Here is a 17,113-nt window from a genome sequence, read left to right on the forward strand (position 1 = left end):
GTTGCCAGGTCTCACGGGTGGCCGCCGCTCCACGTTCCCCCTCTCCAAGGTGTATCCGCCCGGACCGCCCGCTTCACCCCTTCGAGCAGGCGCTCGGAGTGAAGCGGGGGAGCGGAAGGGGGCGTGTTCGGACCGGGTCCTGTTCCGCTGATCACCGCGCGCCTACCGTCGGCGGAGACGGGCGTGGCGGGAGGTTGCGGGAATGGTGGATCCGCCGCTGGTACGGATCTGTGATCTGGCCGGGCGGCCGCGCGGGGCCGGGTTCGCGGCGGACGACCGGGGCACCGTCGTCACCAGTCATGAGGCGGTGGACGGGCTGGGCCGCCTGGTGCTGCACGCGCCGGACGGCTCGGGAACCTGTGTCGTGGGCCCGGAGGCGGTCGTGGAACTGCCGGAGGCCGATCTCGCGCTCGTCACGACCCGGGGACTCACGGTGCCGCCGGTGCCGGTGGCGGCCACGGGGGCGCCGGCGGCGGGAGCGTACGTCAGGATCCCGGCGGGCGGCTGGCGCGAGGCCCGGGTGCTCGGGCACACCGAGGTGACCTATCCGGCGAGCGGCCGGCTCCATGTGCTCGACGGCGCCCTGGAGCTCGCGGTCGGAACGGCCGGGGCCGACGCGCTGCTGCGCGGCGGCGGCGCCGCCGGCGGGCCCGTCGTCGACGCCGGGACCGGCGCGGTCGTCGCCGTGCTCGGGACGGCCCTGGAGGCCGGGCACCGGGCGGCCGGGTTCGCGGTGCCGCTGCGCGCGGCGGCCGCCGCCGATCCGGGCGGCCCGCTCGCCGACCTGCTCGCGCGCAACGCGGCGACGGTGCCCGCCTACGGCCCCGACCTCAATCTGGCGGGCGTGCTCCAGGTGGCCGCCGTCTCCGTGGGCAGCGACGGACCGGGACCGGGCGGTGGGCCCGAGCCGGTCGAACGGCCCGATGTGGTGCGGGAGTTGGCGGAGTTCGAGCACGGCGACGCGGCCGTCGTCGCGCTGGTCGGTGACCCGGGGAGCGGGCGCACGACGGAGCTCGCGGCCTTCGCCGCGCGGCGGACCGGCGCGCCCACGGTGTGGCTGCGCGGCGCCGATCTGCGCGGGGACGACGCCGGTGTGGCGGACGCGGCACGGCGGGCCCTGGAGCGGGCCGGGCGGATCGTCGGCGCGGCCCGCGAGGACAACGCCCCGGGCGAGCTCTCGCCGGAGCGCGTCGCCGCCGTGGCCCGCGCCGCGGGACGGCCCCTGGTGCTGCTGCTCGACGGGCCCGAGGAGATGCCGCCCGTGCTCGCCCACCGGCTCGCCGCCTGGTCGCACGGGACCGAGCGGTGGCTCACCCGGTGCGGGGTGCGGCTCGTCGTGGCGTGCCGCGGGGAGTACTGGGAGCAGGCCGGGGCGCTGTTCGGGGCCGCGGCCGGGTCGTTGCCGGGGTGCGTGCCGCTGGGCGATCTGACGGGGGAGGGGGCGCGGCTCGCGCGGGAGCGGTACGGGATTCCCCCGGGCGCCCTGGCGGACCGCGACGCCGGGCATCCGCTCGCTCTGCGGCTGCTCGGGGAGGTGCGTGCCGCCGTGCCGGAGGGCGGCCCGGCCGGATGCCCCGACCGCGACGAGGTCTTCTCGGCGTACCTGGACCTGATGTGCCTGCGCGTGGCGGTACGGCTCGCGGCGCCCGCCGGGGTGCGGGGCAGCGGGGTGCGGCGGCTGGCGGCGCGGGTGTCGGGGCGGCTGCACGAGGCGGCGCGGCGCGGGCTGGGGCCCGGGCAGGGGGACCTGGACCGGGAGGCGTTCGAGGAGCTGTTCCCGTGGGGAGCGCTGCACGGTGTCGCGGGGTGGGCCTCCGCCGTGCTGGCGGAAGGGGTGCTGGTGCCCGCCGGGGCCGGGTACCGGTTCGCGCACGAGGAGGTCGCCGACTGGATCCAGGGCATGCACCTGGACCTCGACGCGGCCCTCGCGGCGCTGGTGTTCCGGCGGCCGGGCGGCGGGTCCGTGCCGGTGCCGAGGCATCGGGCGGGGCCGGTGGTGCGGGCGCTGCTGCTCGTCGGGCGGGAGCGCGGGGCCGGTGAACTGGGTTCGAGGCTCGAAGAGCTGGCCCGCTGGGTCGGGCGGGGGGATGCCCCGGAGGGGCGGGGCGAAGCGTGCTGGTGGGCCGCGCATCTGCTCAGCGGGGTGCTGCTGCGGGTTCCCGACGCCGGTGTCCATCTCCCCGTACTGGAGGAGCTGGCGGAGCGTGGGGTGTTCGGGCCCGGGTTCTGGCGGGCGCTGCCCGTCGCCGACGAGGTGCGGTTCGATCTGTTGCGGCGGCTCGTCGTGCACGATCCGGGGCCCGGTGCGGGTGACCGGTATCTCGATGTCGTCGCCGAGCGGCTCGGTGCCGAACCGGCGCGGGTGCAGCGGCAGTTGACCCGCTGGTTCGACGACGAGCGGGTGCTGCCCGCTCTGCCGGATGCCACCGTCGCGACCGCCGCGCAGGCTCTGCTGCACACGCATCGGCACCGGGCCGTCGACGAACTCACCGACGCTCTGGTGGATCGCGGGCATCCGCGCGCCGACGAACTGCTCGCCGTGCTCGCCGACGAGGAGGCGTCCGCCGTGTGCCGGGCCGTTGATCGGTGGGCGCGTGATGAGCGGGGTGCTCGGCGGGTGGCGGCGGCCTTTTACGGGGTGCGGGTCGCGGGGCGGGTGACCGTCGAGGCCGATCGTTGTCTGCTGCGGCGTGCCGCCCTCGCGCTGTTGGCCCGGCCGGCCGACGGCGCGCTGCACGGTGCCGCGCTTGCGCTCCTTCTGGGTGAGCCCGGTCGTCCTCCACCTGCGGCCCGGCGGGGCTTCTCGCGCAGTTCCCCGCGCCCCTGAGATGCGCACTGCGTGCGCCATCTCATCAAGAGAGGCGCGGCGGAGCCGCAGCCTCAGGGGGAGGCTGCGCGCAGCGCATGCCTCAGGGGCGCGGGGAACTGCGCGACCAGCCCCCGCCGGGCCGCAGACGAGAGACAACCTAGGGGCCACCGGGCCGCAGGTGGTCAGCGCAAGTCGGGGTGGCGGCCCACCGGGGAGGCCAGGAGGTACAGCGCGGGGAGGATCGCCGCCGCGCACACCGTCCACAGCGCCGCATGCGTCCCCACGAACGTGGCCAGCAGCCCTGCGGCCAGCGCCCCGAGCGGCATCGCCCCCCAGGAGACGAACCGCACCGTGGCCATCACCCGCGACAGCAGCTCCGGCGGCGACTGGGTCTGGCGATAGGTGCGGGTGGTGATCGAGCCGATGACGGTGCCGAAGGCGAACCCGGCGTTGCCCAGGGCGAACCAGTACGCGTCCCCCGCCGACGTGGTCAACGGCGCGAGCAGCAGCAGCGCGCCGCCCACCAGATCGGCCGCGATGATCCCGCGCGCGGTGCCCAGGCGCCGGGTGACGCGGACCGCGACGGAGGCCCCGACGAGCGCCCCGACCCCGTCCGCGGCGAGCACCAGCCCGAGCTGTACGGAGTTCAGACCGGCCTCGCGGACCAGATAGAGCGGGGTGAGGGCGACCAGGGCCGCGTTCAGGAAGTTGGCGGCCGTCGCCCAGACGGTGCAGGGCAGCATGACCGGGTGCCGGGTCACGTACCGCCAGCCCTCGCGCATCAGCCGCAGCGCGCTCTCCCCGGTACGGGCGGCGGGACGGCGTTCGGGCAGGGTGCGCAGCAGCACGGCCGAGGCCAGATGGCTGGCCGCGTCCACGGCCAGCGCGCCGACCGGACTGGCCGCGCTCACCAGCACCCCGCCGAGCGAGGGCCCGCCGGTGTCGGTGACGGCGTGCGTCCCGGAGACCACGCTGTTGCGGGCAGCGAGCTGCCGGGCCGGTACGACGGCCGGCAGGAACGTCGAGTTGCCGATGTCGAACAGGACCGTCGCCGCGCCCGTGACCAGCGCCGCGGCCAGCAGATGCGCGTACGTCAGCGCGCCGAGCCACCAGGCGAGCGGCAGTGAGCCGAGCGCGGCGAACCGGACGAGGTCGAGCCCGACCTGGAGCCGGCGCAGCGGCACCCGTTGGGCGACGACCCCGGCGGGCAGGCTGAGCAGCAGCCAGGACACCTGCCCCGCGGCGGCGAGCAGGGCGGACTCGAAGGCCGTGGCGTCCAGCACGGTCAGGGCGATCAGCGGCAGGGCGAGCGCGGTGACGGCGGTGCCCGCGTCGCTGATCGTGGCGGCCGCCCAGTACCGCCAGAAGACGCCCGGTGGCGCGTCGGCGTTCTCGGCGCGGCTTCGTTCGAGGTCCGGGACCGTCTGCGTCTCGGTCATGTGTGGGCACGCCCCCCCATGGGTCTCTTTTGGGAACTCACTGGATTCGAGTAAGTTCCTATCTGAAACTGACCTGATGGCGCAAGATGGTCGCGACGACGGAACGCCACAGGAGAGAGGCGGCAACCCATGGTCAGGACGGTGCCCGAACGGGACGCCGCCTGTGCGATCGCGCAGGCCGCGTCCGTGGTCGGCGACTGGTGGAGCCTGCTCCTGATCCGCGAGACGGCGCGCGGCCACCACCGCTTCGACGCGCTCCAGGAAGAGCTGGGCATCTCCCGCAAGGTCCTCACCGAACGCCTTGCGCAACTGGTGGACGCCGAGATCCTGGAGAAGGTCCCGTACCAGACCGGCCCCGTCCGCCACGAGTACCGGCTCACCCCGAGCGGCCGGGGGCTGCTGCCCGTCCTGCTGTCCATGCAGGACTGGGCGGACCGCTGGGTCTTCGGCGACGGCTCGCTCAGCGGCACCGCCGACGAGGAGAGCGAGCAGGCACGGCGGATGGCGGACCTCACCGGTGAGCGGCTGCCACGCCTCGAACTGCCCGGACACCGCGACGGCGCCCCCCTCGACCCGGTCTCCGGGGCGGCGGCCACCGTCCTGTTCTGCTACCCGGCGACCGGCCGCCCGAGCCCGCTGCCGGAGGGCTGGGGCGACATCCCCGGCACCGTCGGCTGCACGCTGGAGAATCGGCTGTTCCGGGACGCGTACGACGACTTCCGGGCGGCGGGCGCCGAGGTGCGCGGCGTGAGCACCCAGCGCCCGGACGAACAGCGCGTGTTCGCCGTCGAGGAGGGCATCCCCTTCGACCTGCTCTCCGACGTCGACCTGCGCCTCGCCGCCGCGCTGCGACTGCCCGTGTTCCGCGCCGGTCAGGCGCTGCGCCTCAAGCGGGCCGTCCTCGTCGTGGACCGGGACCGGACGGTCCGGCACGTGCGCTTCCCGGTGACCGACATCCCGGAAGCCGTGCGCGAGGCACTGGGCGTGGTGCGCGCACTGGCCGCGTGACCTGCACCGGGTGGGCCGGGGAGAGGCGCGGACCCTCGGCATGGCACTCTTAGACCTGCGTGTTCGGTAATGAGTTATGGGTTACGTCGATACGCAGACAGAGAGATGAACCGTCGTACACAGGTTTGCGAGGAGCAATCACCGTGCAGCGCTGGCGTGGCTTGGAGGACATCCCCCAGGACTGGGGGCGCAGCGTCGTCACCATCGGCTCCTACGACGGCGTGCACCGCGGACACCAGCTGATCATCGGCCGCGCCGTGGAGCGCGCCCGTGAGCTGGGCGTCCCCGCGGTCGTCGTCACCTTCGACCCGCACCCCAGCGAGGTCGTGCGGCCCGGCTCGCACCCGCCGCTGCTCGCGCCGCACCACCGGCGCGCCGAGCTGATGGCCGCGCTCGGCGTCGACGCGGTGCTGATCCTGCCGTTCACCACCGAGTTCTCGAAGCTGTCGCCGGCCGACTTCGTGGCGAAGGTGCTCGTCGACAAGCTGCACGCGCGGCTGGTCGTCGAGGGCCCCAACTTCCGGTTCGGGCACAAGGCCGCGGGCAATGTGGAGTTCCTCGCCGAGCAGGGCGCCACGTACGACTTCGAGGTCGAGGTCATCGACCTGAAGGTCAGCGGGAACGCGGGCGGCGGCGCCCCCTTCTCCTCCACGCTCACCCGCACCCTCGTCGCCGAGGGCGACGTGGAGGGCGCCGCCGAGATCCTCGGGCGGCCGCACCGTGTCGAGGGCGTCGTCGTGCGTGGCGCGCAGCGCGGCCGCGAGCTGGGCTTCCCGACCGCCAACGTCGAGACGCTGCCGCACACCGCGATCCCCGCCGACGGCGTCTACGCGGGCTGGCTGCACGTGAACGGCGAGGCGATGCCCGCCGCGATCTCCGTCGGCACCAACCCCCAGTTCGACGGCACCGAGCGGACCGTCGAGGCCTACGCCATCGACCGGGTCGGGCTCGACCTGTACGGGCTGCACGTCGCCGTGGACTTCCTCGCCTTCGTGCGCGGCATGTCGAAGTTCGACTCGCTGGAGCAGCTGGTCGAGGCCATCGCGAACGACGTGAAGCGGTCCCGGGAACTCATCGAGGCGTGCGAGGCGTGATCCGCGGCCGGGAGTGACGCAGGTCACTCCCGGTCCTGTCACATCCCCGTGAGCGGCTCCGTCATAGGTGTGTCAGCACGTACGGCACACGAAGGAGCCCACCATGGAACCCCGCCTCGACCTCTCCGCCAACCCGGCCCTCGGCAAGGCGCTCAAGCACATCGTCGCGGCCGCCAGGGCCGTCGAGAACGCCGGGGTGCCGGCCGCCACGCACCAGCTCATGCTGATCCGCGCCAGCCAGATCAACGGCTGCGCCGGCTGTCTCGACATGCACACCAAGGACGCCGCCGCGGCCGGTGAGACCTCGGTCCGGATCAACCTCGTCGCGGGCTGGCGCGAGGCCAAGGTCTTCACCGAGGCCGAGAAGGCCGCCCTCGCCCTGACCGAGGCGGGCACCCGGATCGCCGACGGCGCGGGCGTCTCGGACGAGGTGTGGGCCGACGCCGCCAAGCACTACGACGAGGACCAGCTCGGCGCGCTCGTCGCGACGATCGCCGTGATCAACACCTTCAACAGGATCAACGTGATGACCCAGCAGCCCGCCGGCGACTACGAGCCCGGCATGTACGGCTGAGACATCCGCCGACGGGCCCGGCCCCACCGGACCGGGCCCGACCCGGCGTCACTCCGCCGCGACCCTGGCCGCCGCCCAGTGACACGCCACCTGCGACGCGCCGCCGCCGGACAGCACCGGCAGGTCCTCGGTGCGGCACTTGTCCGCGACCCCGGCGCGCTCCGCCTCGCCGCCCGCCAGGATCTGGCAGCGCGCGTGGAAGCGGCAGCCACCCGGGATCCGGGACGGGTCCGGCGCCTCGCCCGTCAGCACCACCGGCTCGCCCGGCGCCTCCGGCAGCACCGACAACAGCGCCTGGGTGTACGGGTGCTGAGGCGACGTCAGTACGTCCTCGACGCGGCCCGTCTCGACGATCCGGCCGAGATACATCACCGCGACCCGGTCCGCGATGTTCCAGGCCAGACCCAGGTCGTGCGTGACGACCAGCGCCGAGAGGCCCAGCTCCTCGCGGAGTTTGAGGATCAGCGCCAGGATCTCGCCGCGCACCGACGCGTCCAGGGACGCCACCGGCTCGTCCGCGACGATCAGTTCGGGCTCCAGGACCAGCGCGCCCGCGATCACCACCCGCTGGCGCTGACCACCCGACAGCTCGTGCGGATAGCGGAGGAAGAACCGCTCCGGCGGGCGCAGCCCCGCCCGCGACAGCGCGTCCGCCACCGCCGCGCGCTCGTCGCCCGCGTACCCGTGGATCCGCAGGCCCTCCGCCACGGCCTCGTACACCGTGTGCCGCGGGTTGAGCGAGCCGCTGGGGTCCTGGAGGACCAGCTGGACGCGCTTGCGGTACGCCTTCAGCGCGCGCGAGGCGTAGTCCAGCGGTTCGCCCGCGAACGTGACCCGGCCCGACGTCGGCCTCTCCAGGCCGAGGAGCGTGCGCGCCAGGCTCGTCTTGCCGCAGCCCGACTCGCCGACGAGGGCGACGATCTCGCCCGGCGCGATGTCCAGGTCGACACCGTCCACCGCCCGCGCCGCGGGGGCGCCGCGCCGGCCGGGGAACGTCACCTGGAGCCGGTCGGCACTCAACAGAGACTCGGTCATGCGGTCTTGCTCCCTGCTTCGACACCCTGTGCGGGCGAGTCGCCCGACTCCACGTGCACGCATGCCGCGCGCCGCCCTGGACCCGCCTCCCGCAGCACCTGGTCCTCGCTCGCGCACACGTCGAGCGCGACCGGGCAGCGCGGATGGAACGTGCAGCCGGACGGCAGCGCCGCCGGGTCCGGCGGGTCGCCCGGCAGGCCGCGCGGCGCGAACCGCGACGCCGGGTCGCCGATCGTCGGGAACGCCGCCGACAGCGCCCGGCCGTAGGGGTGCACCGCGTTCTCGTAGACCTCGCCCGCCGGGCCCTCCTCGACGACGCGGCCCGCGTACATCACGGCGAGCCGGTCGCAGGTGTCGGAGAGGACCGCCAGGTCGTGGCTGATCATGATGAGGCCGAGGTCCTGCTCCGCCACCAACTGCTCGATCAGGCGCAGGATCTGGGCCTGGATCATCACGTCGAGCGCGGTCGTCGGCTCGTCGGCGATGATCAGTTCCGGGTCGCAGGCGAGCGCCATCGCGATCATCACGCGCTGGCGCTGGCCGCCGGACAGCTCGTGCGGATAGGCCGCCGCGCGCGCCGCGGGCAGCCCCACGTGCTCCAGGAGTTCGGCGACCTTCTTCTTCGCCTCGTCCGGCGTGGTCTTCCGGTGCAGCAGGATGGGCTCGGCGATCTGGTCGCCGATGCGGTGCACGGCGTTCAGCGAGTGCATCGCGCCCTGGAACACGATCGACGCCCCGGCCCAGCGGACGGCGCGCAGCCGGCCCCACTTCATGGCGAGGACGTCCTCGCCGTTCAGCAGGATCTCGCCGGTGACCTTCGCGCTCGCGGGCAGCAGCCGCAGCAGGGCCAGCGCCAGCGTCGATTTGCCGCAGCCCGACTCGCCCGCGATGCCGAGCTTCTGCCCGGCCTCCAGGGAGAGGTCCACCCCGCGCACGGCCCGGCCCCCGCCCGCGTACGTCACGTGGAGGTCGCGTACCTCGAGCAGCGTCATGAGCGCACCCCCAGCTTCGGGTTGAGGACGGATTCGACCGCGCGGCCGCACAGCGTGAAGGAGAGCGCCACGACGGCGATCGCGATACCGGGCGGCGCCAGGTACCACCAGTCGCCCGCGCTGACCGCGCCCGCCTCGCGGGCGTCCTGGAGCATGCCGCCCCAGGAGGTGATCGTCGGGTCGGACAGGCCGAGGAAGGCGAGCGTCGCCTCGGTCAGGATCGCCGAGGAGATGATCATCGTGGTCTGGGCGAGGACCAGCGGCATCACGTTCGGCAGCACGTGCCGCAGCATGATGTGCCCGTGGCCGCCGCCCAGCGCCCGCGCCCGCTCGATGTACGGGCGCGACTCGACCGCGAGGGTCTGGGCGCGCACGAGCCGGGCCGTGGTCGGCCACGTCGTCACCCCGATCGCGATGATGACGGTCCACATCGAGCGGTCCATCACCGTCGCCAGCGCGATCGCGAGGACCAGCGTCGGCATCACCAGGAACCAGTCGGTGACCCGCATCAGGACCGTGGAGTACCAGCCGTGGAAGTGCCCGGCGACGATCCCGACGACCGTGCCGATCGCCACGCACAGGAACGCGGCGAGCAGCCCCACGGTGAGCGACACGCGCGCCCCGTACACGAGCAGCGCGAGCACGCTGCGCCCGAACTGGTCCGTACCGAGCGGGATTTCACCGCTCGGCCCGGCCAGCGGGGCGCCGTCGGCGTCGGTCACGGACTGCGAGTCTGCGCCGACCAGGACCGGCGCGAAGATCGCGATGAGCGCGATCAGGATCAGCAGGCCCAAGCCCCACAGACCGCTCTTGTGGGAGCGGTACGAGGTCCAGAAGCGGGCCAGCGACTGGCGCTTGCGGGCGCGGGCGAGCGCCCGCGGATTGCCCGCCTTGTCGGCGGGAGCGGTCTCGGTCGTCATCGGCCCACCCTCGGGTCGAGCAGCGGATAGAGGATGTCGGCGAGGGTGTTCGCCAGGATCACGGCGGTCGCGAAGACGAAGAACAGGCCCTGCACGAGCGGCAGATCGGGCACGGACAGCGCCGAGTAGAAGAGCCCGCCGAGACCCGGCCAGGAGAACACCGTCTCGACGAGGATCTGCCCGGCGACGACGTGCCCGAGGTTCACGAACATCAGCGTGAACGTCGGCAGCATCGCGTTCGGCACCGCGTGCTTGCGGCGCACCACGTCGTCCCGGAGCCCCTTGGCGCGCGCGGTCGTCAGGTAGTCGCTGCCCATCTCGTCGAGCAGCGAGGAGCGCATGACGAGCAGCGTCTGCGCGTAGCCGACTGCGACCAGCGTGATCACCGGCAGGACGAGGTGGTGGGCGACGTCGATGACGTACGCGAAGCCGGTCTCGCCGCCCGATTCGAGGCCGCCGGTCGGGAACATGCCGGGGATCGGGCCGATGCCGACGGCGAAGACGATGATGAGGAGCAGGCCCAGCCAGAACGCCGGGACCGAGTACAGGGTCAGCGCGAACGCGGTGTTGAAGCGGTCGCTGCGCGATCCGTTGCGCCACGCCGTGCGCGTGCCCAGCCAGATGCCGAGCGCCGAGTACAGCACGTACGCCGTGCCGGTCAGCAGCAGTGTCGCGGGCAGCGCGTCCATGATCTTGTCGATGACGGGCGTGTGGTACTGGAACGAGATCCCGAAGTCGCCGGTCAGCGCGTCCCCGACGTAGCTCGTGAACTGCTTCCACATCGGCTGATCGAGGCCGTACTGGTGGCGCAGGTTGGCCAGTTGCTCCGTGGAGACCTTGCGGCCGCCGGTCATCTGCTTGACCGGGTCGGACGGAATGAGGCGGAAGAGGAAGAAGCTGGTGACGAGGACGGCGAAGAGGGAGACCACGGCCCCCGCGATCTTCGCCGCGGCGTACTTCAGGTATTCCGTGGTGGTGCGGGCCCGGGGGCCGCGGGCGGCCGACAGCGTCCCGGCCGGGGTGGCCGGGTCGCCGTCGGGACCGTCCGCGGGCTGCACGAGCGCCGGAGTGCTGTCAGCTGTCATGGTTCACGTGTTCTCTGCTGGTCATGCGAACTCTCGTTGCTCGTGCGGGTGTTGAGGGCCGAGCGAATGCGGGTTACTCGCGCTCGTCGGCCGTCGAACGGCGGCGCCTGGTGAAGAGGAGGCCGCCACCGATGACCACCAGGGCGGCGACCACGATGCCGATCACCACTCCGGTCGTGCTGGACGAGTCCGAACTCCCGCTGTCGGAGGACGACACCGGCTCGGCCGACCACCAGCTCCAGTAACCGTCCTGGCCGTAGATGTTGCCCGCGGCCGTCGGCATGGTCTCGATGGACTTGATCTGGTCGGTGCGGTAGGCCTCCACGGCGTTCGGATACGCCATGACATTCATGTACCCCGAGTCGTACAGCCACGACTCCATCTGCTTGACGTACTCCGCGCGCTTGGCCGGGTCGTACTCGGCGAGCTGCTTGCCGTACAGGTCGTCGAACTTCTTGTCGCAGATGAAGTTGTCCGTCGCCGCGCTCTCCTTCGCCTTCGCGGGCAGCGCCGCGCAGGTGTGGATGCCGAGCACGAAGTCCGGGTCGGGGTTGACCGACCAGCCGTCGAAGGCGAGGTCGTACTCACCCGCGTACCAGGGGACCGAGACGTCGTCGAGGCAGTCGACCTTCAGGCCGACGCCGAGCTTGCCCCACCACTCCTTGAGGTACTTGCCGACCGCCTTGTCGTTCGGGTCGGTGGCGTGGCACAGGATGCGCAGGTCGAGCGCCTTGCCGTCCTTGCCGACGCGCTTGCCGTCCTTCAGCTTGTAGCCGGCCTCGTCGAGCAGCTTGCCCGCCGCGCCGGGGTCGTAGGACAGCTTCTGGCTGTCCGACGGCGACCAGAAGTAGTCCTTGAAGCGCGGCGGGATGTACCCCTCGCCCTGCACGGCGTGGCCCTGGAAGACCTTGTCGACGATGGTCTTGGTGTCGACCGAGCGGAACAGCGCCTGGCGGACCTTCTGGTCGAGCAGCGCCTTGTTGCCGTCGCCGAACTTCTTGCCGTCCTTGGTGCGCGCGCCGGGGTTGGTGGCGATCGCGTAGAAGCGGCGGCCGGGACCCTCGTTGACCTTGATGTTCTTCTCGCCCTTGAGCGAGGCCGCCTGGGCGGGGGTCAGGGCGGGGGAGCCGGCGACGAAGGAGACCTCGCCCTTGCGCAGGGCGGCGACCGCGGCGTCCTGGTCCTTGTACGTCTTGAAGACGATCTCGTCGAACTGCGGATTCTTCGACTTGCGCCAGAAGTCGGGGTTCCGCTTCAGCTTCACGTACTGGTCGGTCTTGTAGTCCGTGAGGATGAACGGCCCGTTGCCCACGATCGGGAACTTCTGGTCGTTGTTGAACTTCGAGTAGTCCTTGACGTCCTTCCACACGTGCTCGGGCACGATCGGGACGTCGAGCGAGGTCATCGTCGCCTGTGGCTTCTTCAGCTTGATGACCAGCTGGGTGTCGCTGGGGGCGGTGACCTTCTCGAAGTTGCCGACGAACGAACCGTTGGCGGTGGCCGCCGCGTCGTCCGTCATCATCTTGTTGAACGTGAAGGCCGCGTCGTGCGCGGTGGCCTTCTCACCGTCCGACCATTTGGAGTCGGAGCGGATTGTGTACGTCCAGGTCAGCTTGTCGGACGACGGCTCCCACTTGGTCGCGAAGCCCGGGACTACGTGGTTGTCCTTCGGGTCGTAGTTGGTGGGGTAGTCGTACATCAGTCGCAGGATGCTGGTACTGACCAGGCGCGTCGCCAGGAACGGGCTCAGCGAGTCGACGCTCTGCGCGAGGGCGACGGTGAGGACCTTCTTGCCGCCGTCGTCGGCCGCCTTCGCCTCGTGCGGCGCCGGGTTGAGCGGCGTGGCGAGGGCCGCGGTGAGACTGAAGGCCGCGGCACCGGCCGCGAGGAGAACCCGCACGCCGCTGCGGTTCGTTCTGTGGTGCTGATCGTGCGTATCTCGCTGAGCTTTCGTGGCCATGGGGCGGACACCTCGCGTCGTGACTCTCACAGCAGGCTGAATGAAGTGAGTGTCTATCAGCGGCTCTTGACGTGCGTCAACGGCAGGTGAACCCCATGTGGCCTGCGGAAATAACGAGTTGACCTGCATTTCACGCACATTGGTCAAGACCTCTGATGCTTTGCAGGCCAGCGCGTGGCGACGTAGCGGACGTATCCGCGTGATGTACGTGAAAGGCCCGCACCGGCAACGGCGCGGGCCTTTCACCGAGTTGGCGAAATCGTTGCTACTGCTGGGGCGGGGGTGGCTGCGGGGACCACTGGGCGGGGGGTGCGGGGTGCTGGCCCTGCTGGGGGTGGGGCTGGGGATGCGGCTGCTGGGGCTGGGACTGCGGGTGGGGCTGGGCTTGTGGCGGCTGCTGGGCCCAGGGGTTGGCCTGCTGCTGGCCCCGGGCGAAGCCCTCGGCGACCAGCGCCGACAGCTCGAAGTACGCCTCCCGCACCTTGGGCCGCATCATGTCGAGGTCGACCTCGGCGCCGGCTGCCAGGTGCTCGTCGAAGGGGATGACGACCACGCCGCGGCAGCGCGTCTCGAAGTGGCTGACGATGTCGTCCACCTTGATCATCTTGCCGGTCTCGCGGACCCCGGAGATGACGGTGAGCGAGCGCGACACCAGCTCCGAATAACCGTGCGCCGACAGCCAGTCCAGGGTGGTACTGGCACTGGAGGCACCGTCCACCGACGGCGTCGAGATGATGATCAACTGGTCGGCGAGATCGAGCACTCCGCGCATCGCGGAGTAGAGCAGGCCGGTGCCGGAGTCGGTCAGGATGATCGGGTACTGCTTGCCGAGCACGTCGATGGCGCGGCGGTAGTCCTCGTCCTGGAACGTCGTCGAGACGGCCGGGTCCACGTCGTTGGCGATGATCTCCAGACCGGACGGGGCCTGCGAGGTGAACTGCCGGATGTCCATGTACGAGTGGAGGTTCGGGATCGCCTGCACCAGGTCGCGGATGGTCGCCCCGGTCTCGCGGCGCACGCGGCGGCCGAGCGTCCCGGCGTCCGGGTTGGCGTCGATCGCGAGGATCTTGTCCTGCCGCTCGGCGGCGAGGGTCGAGCCCAGCGCCGTGGTCGTGGTCGTCTTGCCGACGCCGCCCTTGAGGCTGATCACGGCGATCCGGTAGCAGGACATGACCGGCGTGCGGATCAGCTGGAGCTTGCGCTGCCGCTCGGCCTCCTCCTTCTTCGCGCCGAGCTTGAAGCGGCTGCCGGACGTGCTGGGGGCCTTGCTCTTGGCCTTCTGCCGCTTGTTGTTGAGCAGCCGGTCGGCGGACAGCTCGACGGCGGCCGTGTAGCCGAGCGGGGCGCCGCCGACGTTCGTGGGCTGCCGCTGATCGTGCTGCATCGGCTGCGGCCAGGCCGCGCCGGTGCGGGGGTCCACCGTGTAGGGCTGCGGGGGCTGGGCGCCGGGGGCGCCGGGCGCGGGTGCCTGTGCTCCGGGCGCGGGCGGGCCGGGGTTGGGCTGCGGCGGCCCCGGGGGCGGTCCGGTCTGCGGGGGGAAGGGCTGGTTCGGGGCGGCGGGTTGTGGGGGCGGGAAGCCGTAGCCCGGCTGGGGCTGGGGCTGGGGCTGTGGGGTGGCCTGTTGTGGCTGGGCCGGTGGCGGGGGGAAGCCGTAGCCCGGTTGCGGCTGTCCCGGATGGGGCTGTCCCGGCTGGGGCTGGTCCGGTTGCGGCTGGCTCTGCTGCGGGAAGCCGTAGCCGTTCTGGGGTGCCGGGGTCGTGGGGTCGGGTTGGGGCTGCTCCGGGTGCGGGAAGCCGTAGCCGGCCTGGGGCGCCGGAGGGGTGGGCGCGGGCTGGGCTTGCTCCGGTTGGACCGGGGGAGGCGGGGGGCCGTAGCCGTTCTGGGGCGCCGGAGGGGTGGACGCCGGTTGGGCCTGTTCCGGCTGGGCCGGAGGGGGCGGCGGCCCGTAGCCGTTCTGGGGCGCCGGGGTGCTGGGCTCCGGCTGGGCCGGAGGCTGTGGCGTGGCGTATTCGCCCTGCGGCGCGGGGGAGTCGGGGGCCGCCTGCGGGAAGCCGTAGCCGCCCTGGGGCGCCGACTGGGGCTGCTCCGGTGGGGCCGGAGGCGGCGGGGGGCCGTAGCCGTCCTGGGCCTGCGCGCCCGTCGCCGGAGGCTGCGCCGGCCAGGCGGCCGGGGCGGGTGCGGGATCGGTCCACTGCGGCGCCGGGTTCGGCGCGGCCGGCTGGAACGTGGGCGGCAGCGGCGGAACCGCGCTGTCCGGCGCGGGCGGGGGAGTCCAGCCCGCGGGCGCGCTCGGCGCCGGGACGGGAGCAGCGCCGCCGCTCCGGTCGAACTCCACGTGCACCCGGTGGGCGTCGACCCAGGAGGGCTCCGACTGCGCGGCGGGGGCCTCCTCCGCCGCCGGGGTCTCTTCGGGCTCCCGTCGCAACGGCCCGGAGAACCGCATGGTCGCACCGCTCTCCAGGTCCCCGTCCCCGGCAGCGGCCTCCGGCGCGGGCGGAGGCGGCGGCGGAGGAGGTGGCGGCAGGGCATCGCCGGCCGGAGCAGCCGGAGTCACCGGAGCAGCCGAGGCAGCCGGGGGAACCGCAGGACCCGGAGCAACCGGCGCCGCCGGAGCGGCAGGTGCGGCAGGTGCGGCGGACTCCGGCGCGTTCTGCGTGTACCAGGGCGGCGGGGCGTAGTCGATGGTGAACTCGCCGGTCCGCTCGACACTGGACTGCGCGTCGGACTGATCGTCGACGGGTGAGTCCGAGCCCCCGTGGAGACCGTCCCGATCGCTGTTCACAATGCCTCCTGGTGTGGTCGAGCACCCGCGTCCCGTGCTGGGGCGACCGGTTTGCGTGGTCTGGTCATCACTTCCGGGGACCGTCCCCCTGGCCCCTGGCGTACGCCTCACCCGCACACGGGTGTACGTGACACGTCCGGACCCAGCCTAATCACGAAAACCAGCAGTACGGCAGGCCCGCCCGCCCCTCACCGCTGTCCACTGCGTCACGTGACCCGCAACCACCCTGCCGGGCAGGGGCCTTGGCGCGCCCGGCCGTGGTGCCGGTGGTGCCCGAGGGCACCGCTGTGGCCACTGAGACACCGGCGATTAGAATCGCCGGACCGTGCCACAGGCGGGGGCATCGGCAGGCCGACGGGGGGAGGGCATGCGCGTGCATGCGTCAGGACACGTACCGCCGACCGGCCAGGGCGCCGACGCGGGCCCGTACGCGTACGGCGGCGGTCCGACCGGCCGGCCGGAGCGCCCGACAGGACCGTTCGTCGTCGTGACCCGCCTCGACGGCTCCGGAACGGGCCACCCCGACGTCCCCGAGCGACGGCACATCGCCCGCACCCCCGACGGCGACCGCACCGTCCTGCTCAGCACCCCGCACCCGGGGAGCGATCCGCACCGCTTCCTCGCCGAGGCCGACGCCTCCCGCTATCTGCTCGGACCGGCCGCGTTCCCGGCGACGGAGATGTCGGCGCCCGGAGAACCCGCCTGGTGCGCCCGCCCGTACGCGCCGGTGCTGCCGCTGCCCGCCGCGCTCGCCGTGTACGGCGGCCCCCTGCCGGAACCGACGGTCCGCGCCCTCGGCGCCGCACTCGCCGAGACCCTCGCCGTGACGCACGGTCAGGGCCTGGTGCACGCCGGGGTGTCGCCCGCCGCCGTGCTCATCGGCTTCGACGGCCCGCGGCTCGGCTGTTACGGGGCCGTGCGCGCCGCGGGCCCCGCCCTCACCGGCGTCGACCGCGCCGCGCTGCCGCCCGAACAGGCCGGCGGCGGGATGCCCCGGCCGATGGGTGACGTGTACGGCCTCGCCGCCACCCTCGCCTACGCCGCCACCGGCCACGCCGCGCCGGAACGCGCGGAGCTGCCGCAGGCGCTGCGGTCCGTCGTCGGCCGGAGCCTGGCGCGCGACCCCGCGCACCGGCCGCAACTCGCCGAGATCCTCGACGTGTTGGTACCGCAGGGTGTCGCCGCTCCTCAGCGGGGATTCGGTTCCCCCGACCGCTCGGGCGCCCTCCTCGTGCCCGGCTGGCTGCCCGGCCGCCTCGTCGCCGCCCTCGCCCATCAGGCCGCGTGCGTCCTGGACGCGGACGTGGCACCCGGACCCCCGGCGCCGGCCGCGCCCGTGCCCGTCGGCCACTCCACCCCGTACACCCCCTGACGCCGCCTCCTGCCCACACACACGCACGCCGACTGACGCCCCC

12 protein-coding genes are annotated in these 17,113 nt (G+C 73.0%); 5 read left to right on the forward strand and 7 right to left on the reverse strand.

Annotated features, from left to right (window positions below):
• Positions 1 to 202: 202 nt before the first annotated feature.
• Positions 203 to 2,827, forward strand: a complete 2,625-nt coding sequence (locus ABII15_RS28040; RefSeq protein WP_353945031.1) for a serine protease — start codon at positions 203 to 205, stop codon at positions 2,825 to 2,827.
• 164 nt (positions 2,828 to 2,991) lie between these two features.
• On the opposite strand, the gene ABII15_RS28045 is transcribed toward ABII15_RS28040, so the two are convergent.
• Positions 2,992 to 4,248, reverse strand: coding sequence for an MFS transporter (locus ABII15_RS28045; protein WP_353945032.1), 1,257 nt, complete (start codon positions 4,246 to 4,248; stop codon positions 2,992 to 2,994).
• Positions 4,249 to 4,377: 129 nt separating this feature from the next.
• Between ABII15_RS28045 and ABII15_RS28050 the strand changes: the two genes are divergently transcribed.
• From ABII15_RS28050 to ABII15_RS28060, 3 genes are all read left to right on the forward strand, one after another.
• Positions 4,378 to 5,256, forward strand: coding sequence for a winged helix-turn-helix transcriptional regulator (locus ABII15_RS28050; protein WP_353945033.1), 879 nt, complete (start codon positions 4,378 to 4,380; stop codon positions 5,254 to 5,256).
• A gap of 143 nt (positions 5,257 to 5,399) precedes the next feature.
• Complete coding sequence (locus tag ABII15_RS28055; protein ID WP_353945034.1) at positions 5,400 to 6,350, forward strand: bifunctional riboflavin kinase/FAD synthetase; 951 nt, start codon at positions 5,400 to 5,402, stop codon at positions 6,348 to 6,350.
• Positions 6,351 to 6,453: 103 nt separating this feature from the next.
• A complete protein-coding gene (locus ABII15_RS28060; RefSeq protein ID WP_353945035.1) occupies positions 6,454 to 6,924 on the forward strand; it encodes a carboxymuconolactone decarboxylase family protein in 471 nt (156 codons plus the stop codon).
• Positions 6,925 to 6,972: 48 nt separating this feature from the next.
• Here ABII15_RS28060 and ABII15_RS28065 read toward each other — a convergent pair whose 3' ends face one another.
• The 6 genes from ABII15_RS28065 to ABII15_RS28090 form a co-directional block, all read right to left on the reverse strand.
• Positions 6,973 to 7,959, reverse strand: a complete 987-nt coding sequence (locus ABII15_RS28065; protein ID WP_353945036.1) for an ABC transporter ATP-binding protein — start codon at positions 7,957 to 7,959, stop codon at positions 6,973 to 6,975.
• Positions 7,956 to 8,951, reverse strand: coding sequence for an ABC transporter ATP-binding protein (locus ABII15_RS28070; RefSeq protein WP_353945037.1), 996 nt, complete (start codon positions 8,949 to 8,951; stop codon positions 7,956 to 7,958). The genes ABII15_RS28065 and ABII15_RS28070 overlap by 4 nt, the downstream gene beginning before the upstream one ends.
• Positions 8,948 to 9,871 (reverse strand): ABC transporter permease, encoded by a 924-nt coding sequence (locus ABII15_RS28075; RefSeq protein WP_353945038.1) that lies wholly within the window; start codon positions 9,869 to 9,871, stop codon positions 8,948 to 8,950. The genes ABII15_RS28070 and ABII15_RS28075 overlap by 4 nt, the downstream gene beginning before the upstream one ends.
• Positions 9,868 to 10,956: an ABC transporter permease gene (locus ABII15_RS28080; protein ID WP_353945039.1), complete on the reverse strand. Its 1,089-nt coding sequence runs from the start codon at positions 10,954 to 10,956 to the stop codon at positions 9,868 to 9,870. The genes ABII15_RS28075 and ABII15_RS28080 overlap by 4 nt, the downstream gene beginning before the upstream one ends.
• Before the next feature lie 73 nt (positions 10,957 to 11,029).
• Positions 11,030 to 12,916: an ABC transporter substrate-binding protein gene (locus ABII15_RS28085; protein ID WP_353945040.1), complete on the reverse strand. Its 1,887-nt coding sequence runs from the start codon at positions 12,914 to 12,916 to the stop codon at positions 11,030 to 11,032.
• A gap of 265 nt (positions 12,917 to 13,181) precedes the next feature.
• Complete coding sequence (locus ABII15_RS28090) at positions 13,182 to 15,698, reverse strand: SCO5717 family growth-regulating ATPase (RefSeq protein ID WP_353945041.1); 2,517 nt, start codon at positions 15,696 to 15,698, stop codon at positions 13,182 to 13,184.
• Between the two features lie 487 nt (positions 15,699 to 16,185).
• On the opposite strand from ABII15_RS28090, the gene ABII15_RS28095 reads away from it, so the two are divergent.
• Positions 16,186 to 17,070, forward strand: coding sequence for a serine/threonine protein kinase (locus ABII15_RS28095; protein WP_353947230.1), 885 nt, complete (start codon positions 16,186 to 16,188; stop codon positions 17,068 to 17,070).
• Positions 17,071 to 17,113: the final 43 nt, after the last annotated feature.

This window comes from Streptomyces sp. HUAS MG91, from assembly GCF_040529335.1.
Classification (GTDB): Bacteria; Actinomycetota; Actinomycetes; order Streptomycetales; family Streptomycetaceae; genus Streptomyces; species Streptomyces tabacisoli.